Annotated in this window: 19 protein-coding genes; 8 read left to right on the top strand and 11 right to left on the bottom strand. The window is 71.7% G+C overall.

Annotation, left to right across the window (positions count from 1 at the left end; genetic code table 11):
* Positions 1 to 26 precede the first annotated feature (26 nt).
* Positions 27 to 1,859, top strand: a complete 1,833-nt coding sequence (locus EAO76_RS17460; RefSeq protein ID WP_148836886.1) for an NHL domain-containing thioredoxin family protein — start codon at positions 27 to 29, stop codon at positions 1,857 to 1,859.
* 581 nt (positions 1,860 to 2,440) lie between these two features.
* On the opposite strand, the gene EAO76_RS17455 is transcribed toward EAO76_RS17460, so the two are convergent.
* The 5 genes from EAO76_RS17455 to EAO76_RS17435 all read right to left on the bottom strand — a co-directional run bounded on the left by EAO76_RS17455 (position 2,441) and on the right by EAO76_RS17435 (position 10,360).
* Positions 2,441 to 5,419, bottom strand: coding sequence for a BTAD domain-containing putative transcriptional regulator (locus tag EAO76_RS17455; protein ID WP_148836885.1), 2,979 nt, complete (start codon positions 5,417 to 5,419; stop codon positions 2,441 to 2,443).
* A 226-nt stretch (positions 5,420 to 5,645) separates the two neighbouring features.
* On the bottom strand, positions 5,646 to 6,944 hold the full coding sequence (locus EAO76_RS17450; protein ID WP_148836884.1) for a M18 family aminopeptidase: 1,299 nt from the start codon (positions 6,942 to 6,944) through the stop codon (positions 5,646 to 5,648).
* A 106-nt stretch (positions 6,945 to 7,050) separates the two neighbouring features.
* The gene (locus EAO76_RS17445; protein WP_148836883.1) at positions 7,051 to 7,731 is read right to left on the bottom strand and encodes a hypothetical protein; all 681 of its coding nucleotides are present in this window, start codon (positions 7,729 to 7,731) and stop codon (positions 7,051 to 7,053) included.
* A 73-nt stretch (positions 7,732 to 7,804) separates the two neighbouring features.
* Complete coding sequence (locus EAO76_RS17440; protein ID WP_148836882.1) at positions 7,805 to 8,428, bottom strand: Uma2 family endonuclease; 624 nt, start codon at positions 8,426 to 8,428, stop codon at positions 7,805 to 7,807.
* A 105-nt stretch (positions 8,429 to 8,533) separates the two neighbouring features.
* On the bottom strand, positions 8,534 to 10,360 hold the full coding sequence (locus EAO76_RS17435; RefSeq protein WP_148836881.1) for an acyl-CoA dehydrogenase: 1,827 nt from the start codon (positions 10,358 to 10,360) through the stop codon (positions 8,534 to 8,536).
* A 172-nt stretch (positions 10,361 to 10,532) separates the two neighbouring features.
* Here EAO76_RS17435 and EAO76_RS17430 point away from each other — a divergent pair, with 172 nt between their 5' ends.
* From EAO76_RS17430 to EAO76_RS17420, 3 genes are all read left to right on the top strand, one after another.
* Positions 10,533 to 10,973, top strand: coding sequence for an SseB family protein (locus EAO76_RS17430; protein ID WP_148836880.1), 441 nt, complete (start codon positions 10,533 to 10,535; stop codon positions 10,971 to 10,973).
* Positions 10,974 to 11,144: 171 nt separating this feature from the next.
* Positions 11,145 to 12,101 carry a pirin family protein gene (locus tag EAO76_RS17425; protein ID WP_148836879.1) on the top strand — a complete coding sequence of 319 codons (957 nt, stop codon included), beginning with the start codon at positions 11,145 to 11,147 and terminating at the stop codon, positions 12,099 to 12,101.
* 164 nt (positions 12,102 to 12,265) lie between these two features.
* A complete protein-coding gene (locus EAO76_RS17420; RefSeq protein WP_148836878.1) occupies positions 12,266 to 13,366 on the top strand; it encodes an AI-2E family transporter in 1,101 nt (366 codons plus the stop codon).
* Between the two features lie 93 nt (positions 13,367 to 13,459).
* Here the strand turns inward: EAO76_RS17420 and EAO76_RS17415 are convergent, their stop codons facing one another.
* Positions 13,460 to 15,616, bottom strand: coding sequence for a SpoIIE family protein phosphatase (locus EAO76_RS17415; protein ID WP_148836877.1), 2,157 nt, complete (start codon positions 15,614 to 15,616; stop codon positions 13,460 to 13,462).
* A 242-nt stretch (positions 15,617 to 15,858) separates the two neighbouring features.
* Here EAO76_RS17415 and aspS point away from each other — a divergent pair, with 242 nt between their 5' ends.
* Complete coding sequence (gene aspS, locus EAO76_RS17410; protein ID WP_148836876.1) at positions 15,859 to 17,679, top strand: aspartate--tRNA ligase; 1,821 nt, start codon at positions 15,859 to 15,861, stop codon at positions 17,677 to 17,679.
* Between the two features lie 64 nt (positions 17,680 to 17,743).
* Here aspS and EAO76_RS17405 read toward each other — a convergent pair whose 3' ends face one another.
* The 3 genes from EAO76_RS17405 to EAO76_RS44635 all read right to left on the bottom strand — a co-directional run bounded on the left by EAO76_RS17405 (position 17,744) and on the right by EAO76_RS44635 (position 19,838).
* Positions 17,744 to 18,178 (bottom strand): hypothetical protein, encoded by a 435-nt coding sequence (locus tag EAO76_RS17405; protein ID WP_148836875.1) that lies wholly within the window; start codon positions 18,176 to 18,178, stop codon positions 17,744 to 17,746.
* A gap of 201 nt (positions 18,179 to 18,379) precedes the next feature.
* Positions 18,380 to 18,850, bottom strand: coding sequence for a hypothetical protein (locus tag EAO76_RS17400; RefSeq protein WP_148836874.1), 471 nt, complete (start codon positions 18,848 to 18,850; stop codon positions 18,380 to 18,382).
* A gap of 43 nt (positions 18,851 to 18,893) precedes the next feature.
* Positions 18,894 to 19,838, bottom strand: a complete 945-nt coding sequence (locus EAO76_RS44635; protein ID WP_187438674.1) for an amidase domain-containing protein — start codon at positions 19,836 to 19,838, stop codon at positions 18,894 to 18,896.
* Positions 19,839 to 20,619: 781 nt separating this feature from the next.
* Here EAO76_RS44635 and EAO76_RS17390 point away from each other — a divergent pair.
* Positions 20,620 to 21,447 carry a L,D-transpeptidase family protein gene (locus EAO76_RS17390; RefSeq protein WP_262375555.1) on the top strand — a complete coding sequence of 276 codons (828 nt, stop codon included), beginning with the start codon at positions 20,620 to 20,622 and terminating at the stop codon, positions 21,445 to 21,447.
* 97 nt (positions 21,448 to 21,544) lie between these two features.
* Here the strand turns inward: EAO76_RS17390 and metG are convergent, their stop codons facing one another.
* Complete coding sequence (gene metG / locus EAO76_RS17385) at positions 21,545 to 23,149, bottom strand: methionine--tRNA ligase (protein ID WP_148836872.1); 1,605 nt, start codon at positions 23,147 to 23,149, stop codon at positions 21,545 to 21,547.
* 148 nt (positions 23,150 to 23,297) lie between these two features.
* Here metG and EAO76_RS17380 point away from each other — a divergent pair, with 148 nt between their 5' ends.
* Positions 23,298 to 23,951 carry a response regulator transcription factor gene (locus EAO76_RS17380; protein ID WP_222872185.1) on the top strand — a complete coding sequence of 218 codons (654 nt, stop codon included), beginning with the start codon at positions 23,298 to 23,300 and terminating at the stop codon, positions 23,949 to 23,951.
* A complete protein-coding gene (locus EAO76_RS17375) occupies positions 23,948 to 25,162 on the top strand; it encodes a cell wall metabolism sensor histidine kinase WalK (protein WP_148836870.1) in 1,215 nt (404 codons plus the stop codon). Before EAO76_RS17380 ends, EAO76_RS17375 begins: the two co-directional genes overlap by 4 nt.
* Here EAO76_RS17375 and EAO76_RS17370 read toward each other — a convergent pair.
* Positions 25,096 to 25,766, bottom strand: a 671-nt coding sequence (locus EAO76_RS17370) for a VWA domain-containing protein (protein ID WP_148837367.1), incomplete at its 5' end; no start/stop codon positions are given. The two genes, EAO76_RS17375 and EAO76_RS17370, sit on opposite strands and share 67 nt — an antisense overlap.

Genomic DNA, 25,766 nt, shown 5'->3' with positions numbered 1-25,766 from the left:
GGGCCGCGGTGATGTTGACTGTCCACATGGCAACACGTGCGCGCGTCAGGGCCCCCGAGCTGATCGGCAAGGGCGGCTGGCTCAATACAGGCGACCAGCAGTACACCCTCGCCGACCTGCGAGGACGCATCGTGATCCTGGACTTCTGGACCTTCTGCTGTGTGAACTGCCTGCATGTGCTCGACGAGCTGCGCGAGCTGGAGGAGAAGCACCGCGACACCGTCGTGATCATCGGTGTGCACTCGCCGAAGTTCGTCCATGAGGCCGAGCACCGGGCCGTCGTGGACGCCGTCGAGCGGTACGGGGTGCACCACCCGGTCCTCGACGACCCGGAGCTGGCCACCTGGAAGCAGTACGCCGTACGGGCCTGGCCGACGCTCGTCGTCATCGACCCCGAGGGCTACGTCGTCGCCCAGCACGCGGGCGAGGGCCATGCGCACGCCATCGAGAAGCTGGTCGAGGAGCTGGAGGCCGAGCACGGCGCGAAGGGCACGCTGCGCCGGGGCGACGGCCCGTACGTCGCGCCCGAGCCGGTCGCCACGCATCTGCGCTTCCCCGGCAAGGCGCTGCTCCTGCCCGACGGCGGTTTCCTCGTCTCCGACACCACCCGCCACCGCCTGGTCGAGATCGAACGTGACGGTGAAACGGTTCGCCGTCACGTCGGAACGGGGGACAGGGGGTTCGCCGACGGCGGGCCCGACGAGGCCCGGTTCTCCGAGCCGCAGGGGCTCGCCGCGCTGCCCGACGGGCGGATCGTGGTCGCCGACACGGTCAACCACGCCCTGCGCGCCTTCGACCCCGCCACCGGCGGGACCACGACCCTCGCGGGCACCGGCCGCCAGTGGTGGCAGGGCTCGCCGACGTCCGGCCCGGCCCGTGAGGTCGACCTCTCCTCCCCCTGGGACGTCGCCTGGTTCGCGGACCGGCTGTGGATCGCCATGGCGGGCGTGCACCAGCTGTGGACGTACGACCCCGGGACGGGGACGGTGCGCGTCGAGGCGGGTACGACCAACGAGGGGCTGGTCGACGGACCGGCCGCCGAGGCGTGGTTCGCCCAGCCGTCCGGGCTCGCCGTGTCCGCCGACGGGACCGGGCTCTGGGTCGCCGACTCGGAGACGTCCGCCCTCCGGTACGTCGAGCGCGACGGCACCGGCTTCGCCGTCCGTACGGCGGTCGGCACCGGGCTCTTCGACTTCGGGCACCGCGACGGCGCCGCCGGACAGGCCCTGCTCCAGCACCCGCTGGGGGTGACCGCGCTGCCCGACGGGTCCGTGGCGGTCTGCGACACGTACAACCACGCGCTGCGGCGCTACGACCCCGCGAGCGACGAGGTCACCACACTGGCCACGGACCTGCGCGAGCCCAGCGACGCCGTGCTGGTCGACGGCGACCTCGTCGTCGTCGAGTCCGCCCGGCACCGGCTGACCCGGCTGCGCCTGCCCGAGGAGGCCGTACGCGTCGCCGACCGGGCGCACCGCACGCAGCGCGCGGCCACCGAGATCGCCCCGGGCACGCTCCGGCTCGACGTGGTCTTCCAGGCCCCCGCCGGGCAGAAGCTGGACACCCGGTACGGTCCCTCGACCCGGCTGCTGGTCTCGGCGACCCCGCCCGAGCTGCTGGCCGGGGGCGCGGGGGCCGGTACCGACCTGTTCCGCGACCTGGTCCTGGCCGACGGCGTCACCGAGGGCGTGCTGCACGTGTCGGCGATGGCGGCCTCCTGCGACGACGACCCGGCCAACGAGTACCCGGCCTGCCACGTCCACCAGCAGGACTGGGGCGTCCCCGTCCGCGTGAGCGCCGGGGGAGCGCCCCGGCTGCCGCTGGTGCTGGCGGGAATGGACGAACAGGCCCGGGGCTGAGACACCGGGCCGGGGACGTCGGGCAGGGCTTCCGGACCGGCGGGTTCGGGTCCTGCCGGTCCGGACCCCGCCCCCCGGGCGTCCGGATCCCACCCCCCGGTGCGATCCGGCTCCGGTGGTCCCGACCGGCAGTTCGGGGTCTGCCGGTCGGGACCTGTTCCGCCGGGACCCGCTGGGTCGGGGCCCGACAGCTCCGAGGCCGTCCATGCCGTCGCGCGGCCGCGCGACCGGTGGCCGGTCGCGGAAGGAACGCGCGGGTTCCTTCCGGTTTCTCCCGACGAGGGAGCGGCGGCGGACAACGGGCGTCGGCGAACCCGTTCCCGCCTCGTCGGCATCGACGATTCTGGGCGGCGCCGCTCACGTTCCGCTGTCGTGATCCTGACGTTTCGCTGATGTGCGGGGCCGGGCGCGTCCGGTGCGCGGGACCGGGCGCATCCGGGCCGACGCACGACGTACGGGGCACGACGCACGACGTACGGGGCACGACGTACGGGGCGCCGCGGGGCGCGGGAGGCCGGGCGCGGGGCCGCGGGGCCGCGGAACCGCCCGTGCGCGACGGCCCGGCCCCGCGCACGCACGTGTCACCCGTCGTCGGTGAGCCGGTGGACGGCCTCCTCGTACCGCTTGCGGTACTCCGGTCGGGCCGTCACCCGCAGCAGCGCTTCGAGGGCCCGGACCGCGCCCCCGTCGTAACCGGTGCGCTCCGCCTCCCCGGCCGCCCGGTCCAGCAGCCGGATGCCCTCCTCCTCCGAGCCGAGCGCCAGATGGGCCTCGCCGCTGGTGGTCAGCAGCAGCACCCTGCGGGCGACCTCCTCGTGCTCGGGGCCGAGGTCGAGCGCGGTCCGGGCGGATTCCAGGGCGTCCAGCGGCAGGTTCGCCGTGAGCTGCATCCGGGCCAGGTGCTGGAGGGCGAGCATCTCGGTGTGCGGGTCCTGTTCCGCACGGGCCAGCCCGACGGCCTGCTCGCAGTTCTCCAGCGCGATGTCCACTTCCCCCTGCTCGGCCTGGACGACGGCCAGGTTGATCAGCGCGGTCGCCTCGCCGAGCCGGTCGCCGGACTGCCGGGCGAGGCCGGGCGAGCGTTCCAGCAGGGCGATCGCCTCGGCGGTCCGGCCCTCCTCGGTCAGCACCCAGCCCAGCAGGTTGAGCACCCGCGACTCGGCGTACGTGTCGGCGCGGGCGCGGGCGGAGTCCAGCGCCAGCTCCAGCAGCGGGGACCAGTTGTCCCGCACCCGCCAGACCACCTGCGGCCACTGGAGCAGGATGATCCGCCACGCCCGGTCGTGGAACCCGGCGTTCCGGGCGGCGACGGCGGCCAGCGCCAGATCGTCGCGCTCGGTGACCAGCCAGCGCATGGCCGTCGCCCGGTCGGTGAAGTCCCGCACGGCGGCGGGGCGGTGGTAGTCGTCCGGCAGGACGAAGCAGGGCTCGCCGCCGGGTTCGGCCGTGTCGGCGGCGGCCAGCGCGGTGGCGATGTAGTGGTCGAGGACGCCGATGAGGGCCTCGGGCCCGCTCGTGGGGTCCATGCCGCGGGCGTAGAGGCGCACCAGGTCGTGCAGCCCCCAGCGGCCGGGCGCGGTCTCGGAGACGAGGTGGGCGGTGGCGAGCCGCTCCAGTGCCGCCGAGGCGGCGACCGGGTCGGTTCCGGCGAGCGCGGCGGCCGTGTACGGGTCGAAGTGGCTGCCCGGGTGGTGGCCGAGCCGGGCGAGCTGGTGGACGGCGTCCTGCGGCAGCTGCTGCACGGTCAGCCGCAGCGCGGCCGAGACGCCGGTGTCGTCCACGTCGAGGTACGTCAGCCGGCTGCGCTCGTCGGCCAGTTCGTCGGCGAGACCGGCCAGGGTCCGGGTCGGGCGCCCCGCCAGCCGGGCCGCGGTGACCCGCAGCGCGAGCGGCAGCCCCCCGCAGAGTTCGGCGAGCCGGCGGGCCGCGACCGGTTCGGCCAGGACCCGGTCCTCGCCGAGCACACCGGCGAGCAGGGCGGTGCCGTCCGGCGGTTCGAGGACGTCGAGCGGTACGGGACGGGCGGCGTCCGAGGCGATGAGGCCCTCCAGCCGGTGCCGGCTGGTGACCAGGGTGACGCAGTCGCTGCCGCCCGGCAGCAGCGGCCGGACGGCGGCGGAGTCGCGGGCGTTGTCGAGGACGACGAGCAGTCGGCGCCCGTCGGTCAGCGAGCGGAAGAGCGCCGCCGCGGCGGCCACGGACTCCGGGACGCGGCGCGGCGCGACCCCGAGCGCCAGCAGGAACTCGCGCAGCACCTCGATGGCCGCGGGTTCGCCGGTGTCGCTGAACCCGCGCAGATCGGCGAAGAGCCGTCCGTCCGGGAAGGTGGCGGAGTTGCGGTGCGCCCACTGCACGGCCATCGCGGTCTTCCCCACCCCGGCCGGTCCGGTGACCAGGCAGACGGGTGCCTCGCCCGCCGCGGCCCGGGTCAGCGCGGCCAGCTCGGCGGTCCGGCCCTGGAAGCCGCGGGGCGCGCGGGGCAGCAGGTCGGCGGGGTGCGGGGTGCTGCCGAGGAGCGGCAGCTGGAGGGGCCGGGCCGCCGCGGGCGCGAGGGCGACGGCCGTGTCACCGCCCGCGCCCGGGCCCGTACCGGCGCCCGCGGCAACGGCCGGCCGGGCCGTCGAACCGGCATCGGTCCCCGCCGCCCCGTCCCCGGAGCCCGGACCGGCCGGCGGGGCGGCCGCCGGGCTCGTCGTGGACCCGGCCCCGGCGGCCGGGGCACCGCCCTCGGCACGGGGGCCGGGGCCGCCGTCCGTCCGGGCCGGGGCGGACGGCGCCGCGCCCCGGCCGTCGGACGCGTTGCGCGCGGCGTCCGGCCCCGGGTCGCCGCGCAGGATCAGCGCGTACGCGTCGGCCAGCTCGTGCCCCGGGTCGATGCCCAGCTCGTCGGCGAGCAGCCGTCGCGTGCGGTGGAACCAGTCCAGCGCCTCGGACTGGCGCCCCGCCCGGTACAGCGCCGTCATCAGCCCCGCCGCCAGCGACTCCCGCATCGGGTGCGTGACCGCTTCCGCCCGCAGCACCGCCGCGGCCCGGTTGTGCTCCCCCAGCGCCGAGTAGGCGCGCGCCAGCTGCTCGACCGTGGCCAGCCGCGACTCCTCCAGCGAGTGCGCGGCGGCCTGGAGCGGCGGCCCGGCGAACGCGCCGCTGAGCGCGGGGCCCTGCCACAGGGACAGCGCCTCCTTGAACATCAGCACGGCGTCGGCGGGGTTGCGCTGCCCCCGCGCCAGCGTCAGCAGCTCCTCGAACCGCTGCGAGTCCAGCAGGGTCTCCGGCAGCCGCAGCACGTACGCGTCGCCGAGGGTGACCAGCTCCACCCCGTACGCCTCCGCGTCCGCGCCGACCAGGAGGGCGCGCAGCCGGGAGACGTGTCCCTGGATGACGCTGCGGGCGTGCAGCGGCGGCTCGTCGTCCCACAGGGAGTCCGTCAGTCTCGCTATGGAGACGGGGGTGTTCGCGGACAGCAGCAGCGCGGCGAGCAGGCTGCGGCGCTTGGCGGGGCCGAGCGGCAGGGGCCCGGTGTACGTGTCGACGGAGACGGTGCCGAGCAGCCGGAACTCCACGAGCGGCTTTCCTTCCGGGCCGGACGCGCCCATGGCCGGGCAGCGGGAAAGTCCCAGGATATCGGGGCTCCCGAGGCGTCGACGACGGGTGGCGCCGGTTGCCGCGACAAAAGTGGAATGCCGCATTCCGGCATGTTCCGGAACACCCGTTCGCGGGCCGGATGCCCGCCGCCCGCCGCCGCCGACGGGCCGGGCGGCGGGCGGTGCGGGCCCCGGCGGGCGGGGATCAGCCCTGCAGGAACGCCGTCATCGCGTTGGCCAGCAGGTACGGGTCGTCCGAGCCGCACAGCTCACGGGCGCTGTGCATGGACAGGATCGCGACACCGATGTCCACCGTCTGGATGCCGTGCCGGGCGGCGGTGATCGGGCCGATCGTGGTGCCGCACGGCATCGAGTTGTTGGAGACGAACGTCTGCCACGGCACGTCCGCCTTCCGGCACGCCTCCGCGAACACGGCCCGGCCGCTGCCGTCGGTCGCGTACCGCATGTTGACGTTGACCTTGAGGATCGGTCCGCCGTTGACCACCGGGTGGTGGGTCGGGTCGTGGCGCTCGGCGTAGTTGGGGTGGACCGCGTGACCGGTGTCGGAGGAGAGGCAGACGGTCCCGGCGAAGGCCCGCGCCCGGTCCTCGTACGCGCCGCCGCGTGCGAAGACGGAGCGCTCCAGGACCGTGCCGAGCAGCGGGCCGTCGGCACCGGTGTCGGACTGCGAGCCGTTCTCCTCGTGGTCGAAGGCGGCCATGACCGGGATGTACGGGAGCTCGTCGTCCGGCTGCCCGGCGACGGCGGCGAGCGCGGCGGTCGCCGCGTGCACCGAGAGCAGGTTGTCCATCCTGGGCCCGGCCAGCAGCTCGCGGTCCCGGCCCAGGTAGGCGGGGGGCTCGACGGCGTGCGGCATCAGGTCCCAGCCGGTCACGTCCTCGGCGTCGACGCCCGCCTCCTCGGCGACGAACCGGATCAGGTCGCCCTCCGAGACCTCGCCCAGGCCCCAGATCGGCTGCATGTGCTTCTGCCGGTCCAGCTTCAGCCCGTCGGGGTTGGCCGACCGGTCCAGGTGCACGGCCAGCTGCGGCACGCGCAGCAGCGGCCGGTCGATGTTCACCAGCCGGTGGGTGCCGTCCCGCAGCGAGATCCGGCCGGCGAGGCCGAGGTCCCGGTCGAGCCAGGTGTTGAGCAGCGTCCCGCCGTAGATCTCCACCGCGACCTGCCGCCAGCCGTGCGCCCCGGTGTCGGGCAGCGGCTTGACCCGCAGGTTCGGCGAGTCGGTGTGCGCCCCGATGATCCGGAACGGGGTGTGCGCCCCCGCGCCCTCCGGCACGTACCAGGCCACGATCGCGCCGCCGCGCAGGACGTACTTCCCCCCGGTGGTGCCGTCCCAGGCGGCGGTCTCCTCCACCTGCCGGAATCCGGCCTTCTCCAGGCGCTCGGCCGCGGTGGCAACGGCGTGGTACGGGGAGGGGGAGGCCATCAGGAAGGCCTGCAGATCGTCGGTGTGGCCGCGGTCGAAGCGGGGGGAGGAACTCATGTTCCTCACTGTAACGAGGCCGGACCGGCGCGCCTCACCGTCGCCCCCGGCGGGGTGTCCGCCCCGTGCCCGCCCCGTGCCCGCCCCGTGTCCGGTCGACGCCCGGTCAGTGTCCGGAGACCCTCGCGGAGGGCTTTTCGCCGCTCTGCGCCTGCTGCGCCCGCTCGGCGATCACGGCGGCGAACGCCTCGACCTGCTCGTCGGGAACGGTCGTCTTGCCCTGGGTGCCGGTGCTGATGCCCAGGACGGTCGTCCCGACCCGGACCTGTGCGATCGTGGCCGGTCCGCCCATGGTGCCGACGGCGGCGCGGTTGGCCTCCCGGTCGTCGCCGATGTCGCCCAGGTCCACCTTCCGGGCGTCCCGGCCGACCCGGTCCCCGCCGTACCACTCGATCAGGACGTCGTAGGCGGCGTCCGCGGTCTTCTCGTCCTCGTAGGCGAGGACCCAGAAGTTCAGCGTGGTGACGTCCGGCTTCCGCACGAAGGCCGAGCCGCCCCAGGACGTGACGGTGTCGCAGGCCGTCTTCCGCTTCTTCTCGGTGGTGGCCATGCAGACCGACGGCGGGAACCCGGCCACCGGCTTCTGGGCGTCGGGCTTCACGTACATCCGCCAGCCCGGTACGGCTTTCGCGTCCGGCAGCAAGGAGGCGGCCTGTTTCCGGTCGAGCGCCTTCGCCTCCGTGCCGTCGCCCCCGCAGCCCGCGAGCAGCAGCAGCGCCGCCCCGGCCGCCAGGAGCCCCCGGCTCCCCCGTACACCCCGTATACCCGCGAAACCCTTGCCACCCACGAGTGACCCGCCCCCTCCGGCTGCCTGGACCTCCGATACTAGAGAGGGCCGGCGCGGCGGGGCGGTACCAGGTCTACAGCCGGTCGATGTCGGTCAGGTCGATGTCGATGTCGTACGGGACGGAGAGCTTCAGCCGGTCGCGATGGACACCGGTCGGGGCGTACGTCCTGGTCACCGCGTCGCACTCGTACGTCCACACCACGGGCCGGTCGTGCTCGCCGTCCATCTCGACCCGCCAGAAGTGCGGGATGCCCGCCGCCGCGTACTTGTGGGGCTTGGTGTCGCGGTCGCGGTCCTCGGAGTCGGGGGAGACCACCTCGACGGCGAGCAGGACGTCGGCGGCCTCGTAGCGGGTCCGGCGCAGTCCTCCCACGGCGTCCGCCTTCACCACGACGAGGTCGGGTTCCGGAACGTTGCGCCTGCCGAGCACGACGGCCATCTCACGACGGACACGCAGCTCCTCCGGGACATGACTGCGCAGTCCCTGCTCCAGCAGATACATCGCCAGCGTGTGGAATTCTCGCTGCGGACTCACGAAAACCAGACTCCCGTCGATCAGCTCTGCGTGCGGCGGGAGGTCGAGCGTGAAGAATTCGTCCACGGTGTAGCCGTCCGGCGGTGGGACCGGCCACTTGGAATCGTCGCGCCGCGGCTGCGACGCTTCGGGCAGTGCCTCGGCGGTCATGGTTCCTCCCATGGACGGGATTCTCGGCCGTGCACTCAGCGTACCCAGCTGGTACGACAGCACCGCCACCCGAAAGCGTGTCCGGGTGGCGGTGCGTGTTGGCGATCTTGAACGGGACTAGAAGGCGGCCTCGTCCAGCTCCATCAGGGAGTTGTCGACGGCCTCGGCGAGCGCGCGCTCGGTCGAGACGCCCGGCAGGACGTTCGCGGCGAAGAACTTCGCGGCGGCGATCTTGCCCCGGTAGAACGCGACGTCCTTGCCGGTCGCGGTCGGCAGCTTCTCGGCCGCGACGGCGGCGCCCTTGAGCAGCAGGTAGCCGACGACGACATCGCCGGAGGCCATCAGCAGGCGGGTGGTGTTGAGGCCCACCTTGTAGATGTTCTTGACGTCCTCGCCGGTCGCGGTGAGGTCGGTGATCATCGTGCCGACGATCGCCTCCAGGTCGACGGCCGCCTTGGCGAGCGAGTCCAGCGCACCGGCCAGCTCCTCGTTGCCCTGGGCGCCGGCGAGGAACTTCTTGATCTCCTCGGCGAGGGCGTTCAGCGAGGCGCCCTGGTCGCGGACGATCTTCCGGAAGAAGAAGTCCTGGCCCTGGATCGCGGTCGTGCCCTCGTACAGCGTGTCGATCTTGGCGTCACGGATGTACTGCTCGATCGGGTACTCCTGGAGGTACCCGGAGCCGCCGAAGGTCTGGAGCGACTGCGCCAGCTGCTCGTACGACTTCTCGGAGCCGTAGCCCTTCACGATCGGGAGCAGCAGGTCGTTGAGGCCGTGCAGCGCCTTCGTGTCCTCGCCCGCGGCCTCCTTCTCCTGGATCGCGTCCTGGACGGTGGCGGTGTACAGCACGAGGGAGCGCATGCCCTCCGCGTAGGCCTTCTGCGTCATGAGGGAGCGGCGCACGTCGGGGTGGTGCGTGATGGTGACCTTGGGGGCGGTCTTGTCCATGAACTGCGACAGGTCCGTGCCCTGGACGCGCTCCTTGGCGTACTCCAGCGCGTTCAGGTAGCCGGTCGACAGGGTCGCGATCGCCTTCGTGCCGACCATCATGCGGGCGAACTCGATGATGCGGAACATCTGGCGGATGCCGTCGTGCTTGTCGCCGATCAGCCAGCCCTTGGCGGGGTGCTTGTCGCCGAAGGTCATCTCGCAGGTGTTGGACGCCTTGAGGCCCATCTTGTGCTCGACGTTGGTCGCGTACACGCCGTTGCGCTCGCCCAGCTCGCCGGTGGTCCAGTCGAACTCGAACTTCGGGACCAGGAAGAGCGAGAGGCCCTTCGTGCCGGGGCCGGCGCCCTCGGGGCGGGCCAGCACGTAGTGGAGGATGTTCTCGGACATGTCGTGCTCGCCCGAGGTGATGAAGCGCTTCACGCCCTCGATGTGCCAGGAGCCGTCCGCCTGCTCGACGGCCTTCGTGCGGCCCGCGCCGACGTCGGAACCGGCGTCCGGCTCGGTCAGCACCATCGTCGAGCCCCACTGCTTCTCGACGGCGATCTCGGCGATCTTCTTCTGCGCCTCGTTGCCCTCCTCGAAGAGGATGCCGGCGAACGCCGGGCCGGAGCAGTACATCCAGATGGCCGGGTTGGCGCCGAGCAGCAGCTCCGCGTAGCCCCAGATCAGGGAGCGCGGCGAGGTGGTGCCGCCGATCTCCTCGGGCAGGCCCAGACGCCAGTACTCGGAGTCCATGAACGCCTTGTACGACTTCTTGAAGGCCGCCGGGACCGGCGCGGTGTTGGTCTCGGGGTCGAAGACCGGCGGGTTGCGGTCGGCGTCGGCGAAGGAATCGGCCAGCTCGTTCTCCGCGAGGCGGGTGACCTCGTCGAGGATGCTCTTCGCCGTCTCGACGTCCATCTCGGCGAACGGACCGGTGCCGTACGTCTTGTCGCGACCGAGGACCTCGAAGAGGTTGAACTCGATGTCGCGGAGATTCGACTTGTAGTGCCCCATGGAAGGCTCCGTAATCAATAGCGGTGGCGCGCGGCGCCCCGGGGGTCGGGGTGCGGGCCGGACGGGCGACGAGCCGGCGTGCGTATATCAGCTGACCTCTACGATGATGCTACCCGTCAGTAATAAGACGCAACCCCTCAAGGCCCCGATGTGTCCGATTACTCTTTGCGGCATGTACGGCTACGACCAGAACCCGGGTGCACAGCAGCAGATGGGTGGCGGCTACGGCGAGCAGCCGCTGTATCCGGAGCCCTCGCCGCCGTCCCTGGGGGACGCGGTGCGTGCCTTCACGACCGGCTCGCTGTCCGCCGAGGACTTCCAGCAGATCTTCGCGACGTCGAAGGTCTACTGCCCGCGCGGTGACAATCCCGGGTTCCTGGCGCTGCACAACACCCAGCAGCCGGTGATCCCGATGTTCACCACGCTCAAGGAGCTGCGGCGGTACGCGGGCAAGGAGTCCAAGTACTTCGTGATCACCGGTGCCGAGGTGATCGACCTGCTGCCGACCGGCTACGGCTTCGTCCTCGACATGGAGGGTGAGCACCGCATGGTCTTCGACGCGAAGGCCGTGGAGCAGATGGTCGACTTCGCGATGCGCCGCATGTACGGCTGACGCGTCGCGCGTACGCGGCCGGCGTCCGGCCGGAATCATCGGAAGAAGGGCCCGTATCGACCGGTACGGGCCCTTCTCGTCGTGCGCGGGGCGGCGCGGGAATGGATGGGACCTTGCGGGATGTTCACCATTCAACTAAATTGGGGGAAGACCAAGCCGGAGGTGGCTCCCATGCCCGCAGTGACTGTCGAAAACCCGCTGACCCTGCCCAAGGTCGCCGCCCCGGGCGACGCCACGGCCCGTCCCGTGCTCGCCGTCACCACGGCGCCGAGCGGGTTCGAGGGCGAGGGCTTCCCGGTTCGCCGTGCGTTCGCCGGGATCGACTACAAGCACCTCGACCCGTTCATCATGATGGACCAGATGGGCGAGGTGGAGTACGCGGCGGGCGAGCCGAAGGGAACGCCCTGGCACCCGCACCGCGGCTTCGAGACCGTCACGTACCTGATCGACGGGACCTTCGTCCACCAGGACTCCAACGGTGGCGGCGGCACCATCCGCAACGGCGACACCCAGTGGATGACCGCCGGCTCCGGCCTCCTGCACATCGAGGCCCCGCCGGAGTCCCTCGTGATGTCGGGCGGCCTCTTCCACGGCCTCCAGCTCTGGGTGAACCTGCCCCGGGCCGACAAGATGATGGCCCCCCGCTACCAGGACATCCGCGGCGGCCAGGTCCAGCTCCTCGCCTCCCCGGACGGCGGCGCGCTGCTCCGCGTCATCGCCGGTGAGCTCGACGGGCACGAGGGCCCCGGCATCACCCACACCCCGATCACGATGATCCACGCCACCGTGCGCCCCGGCGCCGAGGTGACCCTGCCGTGGCGCGAGGACTTCAACGGCCTCGCGTACGTGATGGCGGGCCGCGGCAGCGTCGGTGCGGAGGGCCGCCCCGTGCACATGGGGCAGACGGCGGTCTTCGGCGCCGGCTCCTCGCTGACCGTCCGCGCGGACGAGAAGCAGGACGGCAACACCCCGGACCTGGAGGTCGTGCTGCTCGGCGGCCGCCCGATCCGCGAGCCGATGGCGCACTACGGGCCGTTCGTGATGAACAGCCAGGCCGAGCTGAAGCAGGCGTTCGAGGACTTCCAGGCCGGCCGCCTCGGCACGGTGCCCGCCGTCCACGGCATGTGACGTCCGCCGCGCGTGACGGGTCACGGGCCGGGTGACGGGTCCGGCCCGCGGCCCGCGGTGCCGGGCGTCCCCGACGGGGGCGCCCGGCACCGGCGTGTGACGACCCGTCACCCGTACGGCTCCGCAGGCGGGACACGGCCCCCGCGCCGTGGTCGGGTGGGAGGGTGCAGACCGACAAACCCCTGCTGCCCGACGCGGCGCGGCGCACGGCCGCCTGGTGCGTCGTCGCGCTGCTCGTCACCGGGGTCGCCGCAGTCGTCATCTGGCTGTGCATCGTCCTCAAGACGGCGGTCACCCCAGTACTGCTCGCGCTGCTCGGCACGGCGCTGCTCGGCCCGGTCGACCGCCGGCTGACTGCCGCCGGCCTGAAGCGCTCGCTGTCGGCGGGCCTCACCTGCGTCCTGCTCGTCGCGGTGGTCGGCGGCGCCGGGTACATCGTCGTCACCGCGCTCGTGGACACCGGCGACCAGATCGTCCGGTCGCTGAAGGACGCCGGCCAGTGGATCATCGACCACTTCGGCATCGGCGAGAACACCAACGCGGACGACCTCGTGGCCAACGCCCGGAAGATCGTCGAGAAGTTCGGCGCGAGCGCGGCCGGCGGAATCCTCTCCGGGCTCAGCCTGGTCGGCTCGCTCGTCGCCACCGGCGTTCTCGCCCTCCTGCTGACCTTCTTCTTCCTGCGCGACTCCGACCGGGCCGCGAGCCTCGCCCACGCGATCGCGCCGCGCGGCACGGGGGACCTGATCGAGGCCATGGGGCGGCGGGCCTTCGAGGCCGTCGAGGGCTTCATGCGCGGCACCACGTTCATCGCGCTGATCGACGCCGTGTGCATCACCGTCGGCCTGCTGATCCTGCAGGTTCCCGGCGCGGTGGGACTGGGGGCGCTGGTCTTCGTCGGCGCCTACATCCCCTACCTGGGGGCCTTCATCTCCGGCGCCGTCGCGGTCCTGGTCGCGCTCGCCGACCGGGGGCTGGTGATCGCGCTCTGGGCGCTGGGGGTGGTGCTCGCCGTGCAGGTGCTGGAGGGGCACGTCCTGCAGCCGATGATCCAGAGCCGTACGGTCCAGATGCACCCCGCCATGGTCATGATCGCGATCACCGCGGGGGCCAGTGTGGCCGGGCTGCTGGGCATGCTGCTCGCGGTCCCGGTCTGCGCGGCGGCCTTCGGCGTCATCGGCGAGCTGCGCGGCGACCGTCCGGGGCCGTCGTCGGGTGCTCCGGGCGCTTCCGGGGGCGGGGCCCCCGGTCCGTCCGTCGGCTGAGGGCGGGGCCTTCCGGGGAGCCCCGGAGCCGGCGGGACCGGCTCGGTCCTCGGGACCCTGGGGCCCCAGGGAGTCCTGGGGCTCCCTGGGCTTTCAGGGCTCCTGGGAGTCCTGGGGCTTCTGGGAGTCCTCGGGCACGGAGTCGGCCTCCCCGTCCGTCGTGTCCTCCGGCTCCGACTCGTACAGCTCGAACCAGATCGACTTCCCCGCTCCCCGCGGATCGACCCCCCACGCGTCGGCGAGCATCTCCATCAGGACCAGCCCCCGGCCGCTGGAGGCCATCTCGCCGGGTCGTCGTTTGTGCGGCAGTTCGTCGCTGCTGTCGGCCACCTCCACCCGCAGCCGCCGCTCGCCGTGCTCCCCCGTGGCCTGCGCGACCATCCGTGCGTCCCCGTCCGTGTGGACGAGGACGTTGGTGGCCATCTCGGAGATCATCAGCACCGCGGCGTCGACCTGCTCCGGGTCCGCCCAGTCGTGCAGCAGCTCCCGCAGTTGCTGCCGGGCCGCCGCGATCCGCTCCGGCTCGGCCTGAGCGATGGTCAGCGCGGTGCGCCGGGGTGCCGTCTGCCTGGCCTCCCCCTCGTCGCGCCGCAGCAGCAGCAACGCGATGTCGTCCTCCCGGCGGTCCGCCAGCGGGCCCGTCAGGTAGCGCGCCGCCGGCCCGTGCACCACCTGGAGGAGGGCATCGGCGAGCTTCTCCAGGTCGCCCGTGTGCCGCTCCATGATCGGCCGCAGTCGCAACCAGCCGGAGAACATGTCGTGGCCGCCGGTCTCGATCAGCCCGTCCGTGCAGAGCATGATCGTTTCGCCGGGTTCCAGGGTGAGCCGGCTCGTCGGGTAGTCGGCGTCCGCCTCGACGCCGAGCGGCAGTCCGCCCTCGGTCTGGCGGATCAGCGCGGTTCCGTCCGCGGTCGTCACCACGGGGTCGGGGTGGCCCGCCCGGGCGATGTCCAGCGTGCCGGTCTCCGGATCGACCTCCGCGTACAGGCAGGTCGCGAACCGCGGCCCGATCGCCTCCCCGTTCTCGTAGGCGTCCGTGAGCCCGGACAGGAAGCGCGAGGCCCGGGAGAGCACCGCGTCCGGCCGGTGCCCCTCGGCGGCGTACGCGCGCAGGGCGATCCGCAGCTGCCCCATCAGCCCGGCGGCCCGCACGTCGTGGCCCTGGACGTCACCGATGACCAGGGCGATGCGCCCGTTCGGCAGCGGGATCATGTCGTACCAGTCGCCGCCGACCTGGAGCCCGCCACCGGTCGGGATGTAGCGGGCGGCGACCGTCATGCCGGGGATCTCCGGGCCGAGGGAGGGCATCATCGAGCGCTGGAGACCCAGCGACAGTTCCCGCTCGGTCTCGGCGACCCCGGCGCGGGCCAGCGCCTGCGCGAGCATCCGGGCCACCGTCGTCAGCACGGACCGTTCGTCCGGCGAGAACGACACCGGGTGCCGGAACCCCGCCATCCAGGCGCCCATGGTGCGCCCCGCCACGATCAGCGGCAGGAAGGCCCAGGACCGGCGCCCGAACCGGCCGGCGAGCGGCCAGGTGACCGGGTAGCGGCGGCGGTACTCCTCCGGCGAGGACAGGTAGATCGCCCGTCCCGTCCGTACGACCTCGGCGGCCGGGTAGTCCGTCTCCAGCGGCATGTCGTTGAACGGGTCCTCGTCGCCCACGCTGTGCCCGTGGTGCCCGGTGACCGTCAGCCGGTCGCCCGAGACGCCGAAGACCGCCAGGCCGTCCGGCGAGAACCCGGGCATGGAGAGCGAGGCGGCGACCCGCAGCACCTCCGCGGTGGACCGGGCCTCGGCCAGCGCCCGGCCCGCGTCCAGCAGGAACGCCTCGCGGGAGCGGCGCCAGTCGCCGGTGATGGGCGTGGGCACCCCGGTGACGCCGGGCTGCGGTTCGGTGACCTCCTGGAGGGTGCCGACCAGCACGTAGTGCGTGCCGTCCACCTCCTCGGGCAGGAGCGGCCGGGAACGGCTGCGCACGGTGCGCAGCACCCTGCCCCGGTCGTCCACGATCCGCATCCGGGCCTCGGCGAGGGTGCCCTCGGCGAACGCGAGGCCCACCAGGCCGTGGATCTCGTTCCAGTCCACGGGATGGAAGCGGGAACGCACCGCGGACTCGCGGAAGACACCGGCCTCCGCGGGCATGTCGAGCAGCCGGGCGGCCTCCGCATCGAGCGTGACGGTCCCGGCTCCGCTGTCCCAGCGCCACAGGCCGGTCCCCGTCGCGGCCAGGACGTCCTCGGTGCGCATTGCCCCACTTTAAGAAGATCTGCTCCGCGAACGCCACCGAGGACGGCCGCCCGAGGACGGTCGCGGAGGATCGCGGGGGCCGGTCGCGGAGCTCGTCCGGGGCCGGTCCGCACGGCTTCCGGGGCGGCCCGTACCGCACCGGACGATCATGGCCGTGCCAATGTCAATGAACCGGCGCGGGTGCGGGCGGTAGCCTGGGGAGGCTGAATCCACCCCGAATCGCGAAGACTGGATGAACGACGATGCATCGGTACAGGTCCCACACCTGCGGCGAGCTCCGCGCCTCTGACGTCGGCACCGACGTCCGGCTGAGCGGCTGGCTGCACAATCGCCGAGACCTGGGCGGCATCCTCTTCATCGATCTGCGCGACCACTACGGTCTGGTGCAGCTCGTGGCCCGCCCCGGCACTCCCGGCAACGAGGCGCTGGCGAAGCTCACCAAGGAGACCGTCGTACGGATCGACGGCAAGGTCTCCGCGCGCGGCGCCGACAACGTCAACCCCGAGCTCCCGACCGGTGAGATCGAGATCGAGGTCACCGAGGTCGAGGTGCTGGGCGAGGCCGCCCCGCTCCCCTTCACGATCAACACCGAGGACGGGGTCAACGAGGAGCGGCGCCTGGAGTACCGCTTCCTCGACCTGCGCCGCGAGCGCATGCACCGCAACATCATGCTGCGCTCGGCCGTCATCGCCGCCATCCGCTCCAAGATGGTGGCCCTCGGCTTCAACGAGATGGCGACCCCGATCCTCACCGCGACCTCTCCCGAGGGCGCCCGTGACTTCGTCGTCCCGTCCCGGCTGAACCCGGGCAAGTTCTACGCCCTGCCGCAGGCCCCGCAGCAGTTCAAGCAGCTGCTGATGATCTCCGGCTTCGACCGCTACTTCCAGATCGCGCCGTGCTTCCGCGACGAGGACGCCCGCGCGGACCGTTCGCCCGGCGAGTTCTACCAGCTCGACGTCGAGATGTCGTTCGTGGAGCAGGAGGACGTCTTCCAGCCGATCGAGAAGCTGATGACCGAGCTCTTCGAGGAGTTCGGCAACGGCCGTCACGTCACCTCGCCGTTCCCGCGCATCCCGTTCCGCGAGTCGATGCTGAAGTACGGCAACGACAAGCCCGACCTGCGCGCCAAGCTGGAGCTGGTCGACATCTCCGACGTCTTCGCCGACTCGGAGTTCAAGGCGTTCGCCGGCAAGCACGTCCGTGCCCTGCCGGTCCCGGACACCGCCGGTCAGTCCCGCAAGTTCTTCGACGGCCTCGGCGACTACGCCGTCCAGCACGGTGCCAAGGGCCTGGCCTGGGTCCGCGTCGGCGAGGACGGCACGCTGGCCGGTCCGATCGCCAAGTTCCTCACCGAGACCGACGTCAAGACCCTCACCGAGCGGCTCTCCCTCGTTCCCGGTCACGCCGTGTTCTTCGGCGCGGGCGAGTTCGACGAGGTCTCCAAGATCATGTCCGCCGTCCGCGTCGAGGCCGCCAAGCGCGCCGGCCACTTCGAGGAGGACGTCTTCCGGTTCTGCTGGATCGTCGACTTCCCGATGTACGAGAAGGACGAGGACACCGGCAAGATCGACTTCTCCCACAACCCCTTCTCGATGCCCCAGGGCGGCATGAAGGACCTGGAGGAGAAGGACCCGCTGGACATCCTGGCCTGGCAGTACGACATCGTCTGCAACGGCATCGAGCTGTCCTCCGGCGCCATCCGGAACCACGAGCCCGACGTCATGCTCAAGGCGTTCGAGATCGCCGGTTACGACCGCGAGACCGTCGAGCACGAGTTCGCGGGCATGCTCCGCGCCTTCCGGCTCGGCGCCCCGCCGCACGGCGGCATCGCCCCGGGCGTCGACCGCATCGTGATGCTGCTGGCCGACGAGCCCAACATCCGCGAGACGATCGCCTTCCCGCTCAACGGCAACGCCCAGGACCTGATGATGGGCGCCCCGACGGAGCTGGACGAGTCCCGCCTGCGCGAGCTGAACATCCAGCTCCGCAAGCCGGTCGCCGCGACGACGAAGGACAAGGCCGACCCCAGGGACTCCGTGGCACGGGACACCGGCGCGAAGTAGGCGTCGCCCGTTCCGCTTCGGTTCCACGTGAAACAGCCCCCGGCCACCTCGGCCGGGGGCTGTTTCAGCGTTCTCGCCCGGTAGCCGTCCGGGCCTCCCAGGTGGCCATGTCGGAGATGTACACGGAGACGGGTCGCTCGAACCACGCACCGGCCTCCGGCAGGTCGCGGACCATGGCCGGGACCTCCGGCTCGAACCTCAGCACGGCCAGGGTCTTCCAGCCGTGCGGGATCTCGTCCCACACGGCCCCGAACTGCTGGGTCACGGCGACGACGGTGGCCGCGACCCGGACGATGTCGCTCTCGTCCGAGCGCCGGAAGCAGCAGCCGAAGCGCCGGCCCACCGGCACCTCCGCGTAGTTGTACGAGAGGAAGAGGGCGACCTTGTTCCCGGCGGGCCGGGGCAGCCCCCGGCCCATGGTCGTGAGCGCGGTCGGATCGGCACGGCTCTCCACGAGCAGGACGCGCTCGGTCCGCGGGGCCTCGTCCTCGGTCCTCATGACCGCCATCGAACACGAGACGCGGCACACGGGAAAGCCGGTCCCGGTTCCGGGACCGGCGCCGGGACCGGGGCCCGACGCCGTGCCCCGGACCTCGGATGCCGTGCCCCGTACCCGTGTCCTGACGCCGCATCCGCGCCTCGACGCCGTGTCCCGGGATGCTCCGGAGGCCGCATCCACGTTCCTTTGTGGGTGCCGGGGTCAGCCGGACATGGACTTCGAGGGGCCGGTACCGTCGGACGGCTTGTTCGTCCCGGCCGTCTTCTTTCCTTCCTGCCCCTGCGTCGGTGCGGGCAGCACGGTGAGGTACCACTTTCCGTCATCGCGGGTGATGGTGAGACTCTCGCGGTAGTCGGCGCCCTTGCTGTCCTTGGCGATGATTTTCGCGGACCCGACATCGGGGCCGAAGTCGTAGTCGATCCGGATGTCCTCGATTTTGAGGCCGCGACCGCCTTTTTCCTCGACGATCTTCTCGGCGTCCCGTTCGGCGGTCTGGCCGGTCGCGCCGTCCAGCTCCAACAGGGCTTCCGTATCACGTTCGTTGAGCGCGGTGATGTATGCCTCGACCGTCTCGCGGTCACCGCTCGCCTTCGGCTCGGAATCGCCGTTGCCGCACCCGGCCAGGCCGAGCAGCGCGGCGAGGGTGACGCCGACGAAGTAGCGCCTGTTCATGTGTCCCTCACAAGTGATTCGGCCTGGATGTCAGGCGGGTTCTTCAGGTCCGGTGTGCGTACCAGGCAGCGTTGGGGTGATCGGCGAGCAGCTTGCGGAGGCTCTTGTTGTGGGTGTTTCCTGTGTGATATGTGAGGTATGGGGTGCCTTTGTAGAGCTTGGTGACGACCATGGTGTGATCGATGATGTCGTCCTTCCGGGGCTTCCAGTTCGCCTGGAGCACATCGGCGGAAGTGAGCTTCCAGACGTTGTCGAGCGACTTGGTCCGTTTTGAGTGCTTCACCGCGAACCAGTACCAGTTCTCGGCACCGGCCCACGTGTAGCTGGTGGTCCAAGTGTGGCTTGCGTAGAACCACTTCTTGTTGTTCTTGCGGCTGGCGAAGCTGCCGGAGGTCGCCTTCCAGCCGCCGGCCCGCATCACCTGGGAGATGAAATTCGTGCAGTCGTTTCCGTAGGTGCGGTAGTCGCTGTTCGGCTTCTTCCAGTGCTTGTTGGCGTAGCGCACCATGGCGCTGTAGTTGTACGAAGCGGTTGCGGAGGCCTTGGCGGCGAGGGTGGCTTTCGGATCGGCCGAGCCACCGGGCGGTCTGGTCGTCGCGGAGGCCGTGCCCTTGTTGCCTTCGTTCTCCGAATCCGGAGCCGGGTCGTCGGCGGGGTCGGCGATCTGAGTGCTCGGCACGGGCCCGCCGTCGGCCTCGACCCCGTCCTTCGCCAGCAGCCACGCACCGGACGTGTCCCGCGTGAACGTCAGCGTGTGGGGGACGGAGTACTCCTCGTACTCCGGAGCCCCGTCGGCCACCTCGGTCGCGGTGAACGGCAGACGGAGACGGCCGTTCTCGATGATGTGCGAGGTCGCCGTGCTCCCGTTGGTCGTCGTGTCGAGCACGGTCACATCGACCTCGGCGTGCGTGTAACCTCCGTCGATCTTCTTGTAGGCGTTGCCTTTTCGGGCCAGCGCGGCGAGGTCGCGCCGCAGTTCTGCCCTCATCGGCCCCGTTGCAGTCGACAGGGCGTCAGCCGAGCGCGACCGCACCGGGTTCGTCGTCACCGCATCGGCGCGCTGTTGCAGGTAGCGCTCGGCCAACTGGGAGAGACGGCCTGGATCCGGTGGTGCCGAAGGGCGGTCCGCGGAATCCGCCGCCGCGGCGGTGCCGACGGACAGCAGTGCTGTGGCCAATGCCGGGATGAGGACGCGTCTGTGCGATGTGTCCATGCGCATGCTTCCCCCAAGAGCTTGGTGACTGGTCGTGCTCAAGGACGCATTGGCATGAGGGAACGTTCGATGCGTGAAGGAACCTTGTCCGAAACCTGCGATGAGATTGGCGAATAAGGTTTCTCGTGGATCGACTGAACGGAATGAAGTTGCTTTTGCAAGCATTGTTCTCCCGTGAGTGGCGGGCGTGGGCACACCGGCGGGGGTGACGTCCGCACCCGTACACGACTGCCCCATGGCGTGCTGAATGCCGGGCACGAGAACGGGCACACCTGCCGCACGCATCGGCCGGTGCTTCGTCGCGGAGTCCGCGATCACCGGCCCGGTGAAGGCCGGGCCTTCGTGTTCCCCACCGAACGGAAAGGCCCGGAACCTACACGCAAGCGACCGGCCGGGGACTTTCCGGCGCGCGGAAACGGCGGGCGGTACAGCCGTATGGCCCTCGTGCGGATTCGCGCTCGTGCGACGCGGCGTTAACTGGGGTCGGCAGCAGGAGGCGTGACGGGGAGGTCGCCGGTGCTGTCCCCCACCCATGACCGAACGCTGAGGAGTCCCCGTGTCCGTGTCCCGTCCGTCGGCTGTCCGGCGTCCCCCGTACGCCGTCCACCTCGGTGCCTGCGCCGCCGCACTGTTGCTGCTCACGGCCTGCGGCGACACCTCCGACTCCGCCGCCGCCCCCGACACCGCCGCCGGGGCGAGTGCCACGGCGTCCGTCGGTGTCGCGGGCCCGCAGGGCGACGGGGTGCGGAAACGGGCGGCCCCCGGGCCGCGCGTGCCGATCGCCCGGCCGCGCGAGATCCCCGCACTGGGGCCGAGGACCCGGGCCTCGATCCCGGCGGACGCCAAGCAGGTGCTCGTCGTCACCGGTGAGGACTACGACTCCAGCCGGTCCAGCGCGGTCCTCTACACCCGCGACGAACCGGCCCGCGGCTGGCAGCCCGTCACGACCCGCTGGCCCGCCCACAACGCCCTGAACGGCTGGACCGACGAGCACTGGGAGGGGGACCTCCGCTCCCCGGTCGGTGTCTACGGGCTGACGCACGCGGGCGGTCTGCTCGAACCGCCCCGGACGGCGTTCCCCTACGACCAGGACCCGTTGTTCTCGGTGAGCGGCGAGGGGTTCGAGGGCGAGCCGCTCGAAGGGTCCTTCGACTACGTCGTCGCCATCGACTACAACCGCGTCCCCGGTGTCACCCCCCTGGACCGGGAACGCCCGCTCGGCCAGGAGCGCGGCGGCGGCATCTGGATCCACGTCGACCACGGCGGCCCCACCCAGGGCTGCATCTCGCTCACCGAGGACCGGATGCGGGAACTCCTGGGCGCCCTCGACCCGGCGAAGAAGCCCGTCGTCGTGATGGGCGACGAGGAGGCCCTGGAACGGTGAACCGGAAACGGGCCGGGGACGGGCCCGTACGCCGGACACCGGAAAGGGCCGGCCCCGCGGGTGCGAGGCCGGCCCTCTGCCGTGTGTACGGGGCCGCTTACGCGGGCTTCTCCTCCAGGCGGGGGAAGAGCACCGCGCCCTTCGTCACCGTCGCGCCCACCGGGAGACGGCCCCAGGTGCCGGCGTCCTGCACGCGCTGGTCGGCCAGCGCGCCCAGGGACGCCTCGGCGCCGAGGGAGTCCCACAGCTTCTGCGAGGTCTCCGGCATCACGGAGTTCAGCAGGACCGCGACACCGCGCAGCGACTCGGCGGCCGTGTAGAGGATCGTCGCGAGGCGGGCCCGGCCCTCGGGGGAGTCGTCCTTGGCGACCTTCCAGGGCTCCTGCTCCGTGATGTAGCCGTTGACCTGCTTCACGAAGTCGAAGATCGCCAGGATGCCGGCCTGGAAGTCCAGCTCCTCGCCGATCTTCCGGTCGGCCGTGGCGACGGCCTTCGCCAGCCCGTCCTGGACCGCCTTCTCGGCGTCGCCCGCGGCGGTGGCCTCCGGGAGCGCCCCGCCGAAGTACTTGCCGACCATGGCGGCGACGCGCGAGGCGAGGTTGCCGTAGTCGTTGGCCAGCTCGGAGGTGTAGCGGGCGGAGAAGTCCTCCCAGGAGAACGAGCCGTCGCTGCCGAACGCGATGGCGCGCAGGAAGTACCAGCGGTAGGCGTCCACGCCGAAGTGCGAGGTCAGGTCCTGCGGCTTGATGCCCGTCAGGTTCGACTTCGACATCTTCTCGCCGCCGACCATCAGCCAGCCGTTGGCCGCGATCCTGCCGGGCAGCGGCAGGCCCTGCGCCATCAGCATCGCGGGCCAGATCACCGCGTGGAAGCGGAGGATGTCCTTGCCGACCAGGTGCACGTTCGCGGGGAAGGTCCCGTCGAACTTGTCCTGGTTGGCGCCGTAGCCGACCGCCGTGGCGTAGTTCAGCAGGGCGTCGACCCACACGTAGATGACGTGCTTCTCGTCCCACGGCACGGGGACGCCCCAGTCGAAGGTCGAGCGGGAGATGGAGAGGTCCTGGAGGCCCTGCTTGACGAAGTTCACGACCTCGTTGCGGGCGGACTCGGGCTGGATGAAGTCCGGGTTGTCCGCGTAGAACTCCATCAGCTTCGGGCCGTAGGAGCTCAGCTTGAAGAAGTAGTTCTCCTCCTTGAGGATCTCCACCGGCTTCTTGTGGATCGGGCACAGCTTGACGCCGGCCTCGTCCTCGATCAGGTCGCCGGGGAGCTTGTACTCCTCGCAGCCCACGCAGTACGGGCCCTCGTAGCCGCCCTTGTAGATCTCACCCTTGTCGTACAGGTCCTGCACGAACTCCTGCACCCGGTCGGTGTGGCGCTTCTCCGTCGTACGGATGAAGTCGTCGTTCGCGATGTCCAGGTGCTCCCAGAGGGGCTTCCACGCCTCCTCCACGAGCTTGTCGCACCACTCCTGCGGGGTGACGCCGTTCGTCTCGGCAGTGCGCATGATCTTCTGACCGTGCTCGTCCGTGCCGGTGAGGTACCACACCTTCTCGCCGCGCTGGCGGTGCCAGCGCGTGAGCACGTCGCCTGCGACGGTCGTGTAGGCGTGGCCCAGGTGAGGAGCGTCGTTGACGTAGTAGATGGGGGTCGAGACGTAGTACGCCGTCGCCCCCTGCTTCTCGGATCCAGTGGCCGCCATGGTCGAAATCCTAACGGCCTGCGGGAGATCGATTCACACCGATAAACCCGCTCACGGGTGCGGAGACCTTTGCGAAACATGCCTTCCCGTAGCAAAGACGCATCCTGGGAGGGAGTGGACGCGCATGCACGAGGCAGGGGACATCACGATGCGGGTACTGGTCGCCGAGGACGAGGAGATCCTGGCGGAGCTGGTCGCCACCGGGCTGCGGCGCGCGGGTTTCGCCGTCGACACGGTGTACAGCGGCGACGCCGCCCTCGCCTACCTGGGGCTGCACGACTACGACGTCGTCGTCCTCGACCGCGACCTGCCGCGGGTGCACGGCGACGACGTGGCGCGGCGGCTCGTCGCCTCCGGCTCCCGGACCAGGATCCTGATGCTCACCGCCGCCGGTTCCATGGAGGACCGGGTCGCCGGGCTCGACCTCGGCGCCGACGACTACCTGGGCAAGCCGTTCGAGTTCCCCGAGCTGGTGTCGCGGGTACGGGCGCTGCGCCGCCGCAGCGCCCGCCCCGTGCCGCCGCAGCTGGAACGGCACGGCATCCGGCTCGACACCGTGCGGCGCACCGCCTCCCGGGAGGGGCGCGAGCTGGACCTGTCGCCGAAGGAGTTCTCGGTGCTCCAGCTGCTGCTGGAGGCCGACGGCGGGGCCGTCAGCGCGGAGGAGCTGCTGGAACGGGCCTGGGACGCCAACGCCGACCCGTTCACCGGCGCGGTCCGCGTCTGCATGAGCAAGCTGCGCGGGAAGCTCGGGGAACCGGCCGTGATACGCACGGTGCAGGGTGTGGGGTACGCGCTGTGAAGTGGCTGTCGGGGGTGCCGCACTCCAGGATCCGGGCCCGTATCGCGCTGGTGTACGGCGGGGTGTTCCTGATCCTCGGCACGGCGCTGCTCACCACCGTCAACCTGGCCTCCCGCGTCGGTACGGACTCCCAGGCGCGCGACATAGCCCGCACCGCGGCCGTGGTGCAGCCCGGCTACGCGGTGAACGGTCCGCTGGTCACCCGGCGCAGCCTCGGGCCGCCCACCGTCTACGACCTCACCGACAACGTCAGCGACGCGGCCGGGCACCAGCTGCTCATGTGGTCCGTGGCCTCGCTGCTCGTCATGACGGCGTGCGCGGTCGGCGTGGGCTGGTGGACGGCGGGGCGGGTGCTGCGCCCGGTGCACGCCATGACCGCGAAGGCGCGGCGGCTCTCCGAGCACAACCTGCACGAGCGGATCGCGTCCAGCGGTCCGGACGACGAGCTGAAGGAGCTGGGCGACACGCTCGACGCGCTGCTGGCCCGGCTGGAGAAGGCGTTCGACAGCCAGCGGAGGTTCATCGCCAACGCCTCCCACGAGCTGCGGACGCCGCTCGCCACCCAGCGGGCCGCGATCCAGATCGGGCTGGACGACCCGTCCCCGGAGGATCTCGTACGGACCCGGCAGACGCTCCTGGACAACAACCGGCGCAGCGAGCGGCTCATCGAGGGGCTGCTGGTGCTGGCGCGCAGCGAGCGCGGGCTCGCGGAGGGCGAGCGGGAGGCGGTGGACCTGGCGCACGTGGTGGCGGAGGAGACCGCCCGGCATCCGGGGGTGCGGGTCGGGACCGGCCCCCGCACGATGGTCCGGGGCAACCGGCTGCTGCTCGCGCAGCTGGTGGCGAACCTGCTGGCCAACGCGGTCACGTACAACGTGCCCGACGGGTCGGTGGACGTGTCGTTGACGGTGGACGGCGGCGGGGCGCTGCTGGAGGTGCGCAACACCGGGCCGGTGGTGGAGGCGGCGGACATCCCGGGGCTGTTCGAACCGTTCCGGCGGGGCGAGGGCCGGGACCGGATGGGGCGCGGTTCCGGCCTCGGCCTGTCGATCGTGCGGTCCATCGCGCTGGCGCACGGCGGTACGGTCACGGCGGTGCCGGGCCCCGGGGGCGGGCTCGCCGTGACCGTACGACTGCCGGTGGATCAGGCGTCGGGCGCCGTTTCGCGGGCGGCGAGCCAGGCGGGGAGCGCGGCGAGCACCTCGCGGTAGAACGTGCTGTCCGCGACCTCGCGGGGAGCGGGGCCGGCGTGGAAGAACCCGGCGTTCGGGGCGTCCAGCTTCCGCAGGAAGTCGAAGCCCTTGGCGTCCTGCTCGCCGAACGCGACGAACTGGAAGAACAGCGGCAGCCGGGCCGCGTCGGCCAGCGCCTGCCTGGCGGGCTGCTTGGCGTCCGGCGGGCCGTCCGTCTGGAAGATCACCAGGGCGGGACCGGTGGCCCCGGAGCCCTCGTAGTGCGCGACGACCTCCTCGACGGCGGCCTGGTAGTTCGTCCGGCCGAGGCGGCCGAGGCCCGCGTTCAGTTCGTCGATCCGGCCCTCGTGGTCGGCGAGGCCGATCGTGCCGGTGCCGTCGATCTCCGTCGAGAAGAAGACGACGGGGACGGTCGCGTCCTCGTCGAGGTGCGCGGCGAGCGCCACGGTGCGGTCGCCCAGGTGCTGGGCGCTGCCGTCCTTGTAGAACGGCCGCATGGAGCCGGAGCGGTCGAGGACCAGGTAGACGGTGGCGCGCAGGCCGGTCAGCCCGTGCGCCTTCAGTCCGGCCTGGGCGGCCTTGTACGGGGCGACGAGGCCGGGGGCGCGCGACTTGACCCGGG

This window comes from Streptomyces sp. sk2.1 (assembly GCF_008120935.1).
Lineage (GTDB): Bacteria > Actinomycetota > Actinomycetes > Streptomycetales > Streptomycetaceae > Streptomyces.
This window is presented reverse-complemented; position numbering and strand designations above follow the sequence as displayed.

Coding starts and splice junctions, on each gene's coding strand:
- aspS (WP_148836876.1), top strand. CDS start 15,859: ATGCATCGGTACAGGTCCCACACCTGCGGCGAGCTCCGCGCCTCTGAC.
- EAO76_RS17440 (WP_148836882.1), bottom strand. CDS start 8,428: ATGGGAGGAACCATGACCGCCGAGGCACTGCCCGAAGCGTCGCAGCCG.
- EAO76_RS17435 (WP_148836881.1), bottom strand. CDS start 10,360: ATGGGGCACTACAAGTCGAATCTCCGCGACATCGAGTTCAACCTCTTC.
- EAO76_RS17430 (WP_148836880.1), top strand. CDS start 10,533: ATGTACGGCTACGACCAGAACCCGGGTGCACAGCAGCAGATGGGTGGC.
- EAO76_RS17400 (WP_148836874.1), bottom strand. CDS start 18,850: ATGAACAGGCGCTACTTCGTCGGCGTCACCCTCGCCGCGCTGCTCGGC.
- EAO76_RS17405 (WP_148836875.1), bottom strand. CDS start 18,178: ATGAGGACCGAGGACGAGGCCCCGCGGACCGAGCGCGTCCTGCTCGTG.
- EAO76_RS17415 (WP_148836877.1), bottom strand. CDS start 15,616: ATGCGCACCGAGGACGTCCTGGCCGCGACGGGGACCGGCCTGTGGCGC.
- EAO76_RS17460 (WP_148836886.1), top strand. CDS start 27: ATGGCAACACGTGCGCGCGTCAGGGCCCCCGAGCTGATCGGCAAGGGC.
- EAO76_RS17425 (WP_148836879.1), top strand. CDS start 11,145: ATGCCCGCAGTGACTGTCGAAAACCCGCTGACCCTGCCCAAGGTCGCC.
- metG (WP_148836872.1), bottom strand. CDS start 23,149: ATGGCGGCCACTGGATCCGAGAAGCAGGGGGCGACGGCGTACTACGTC.
- EAO76_RS44635 (WP_187438674.1), bottom strand. CDS start 19,838: ATGAGGGCAGAACTGCGGCGCGACCTCGCCGCGCTGGCCCGAAAAGGC.
- EAO76_RS17380 (WP_222872185.1), top strand. CDS start 23,298: ATGCGGGTACTGGTCGCCGAGGACGAGGAGATCCTGGCGGAGCTGGTC.
- EAO76_RS17450 (WP_148836884.1), bottom strand. CDS start 6,944: ATGAGTTCCTCCCCCCGCTTCGACCGCGGCCACACCGACGATCTGCAG.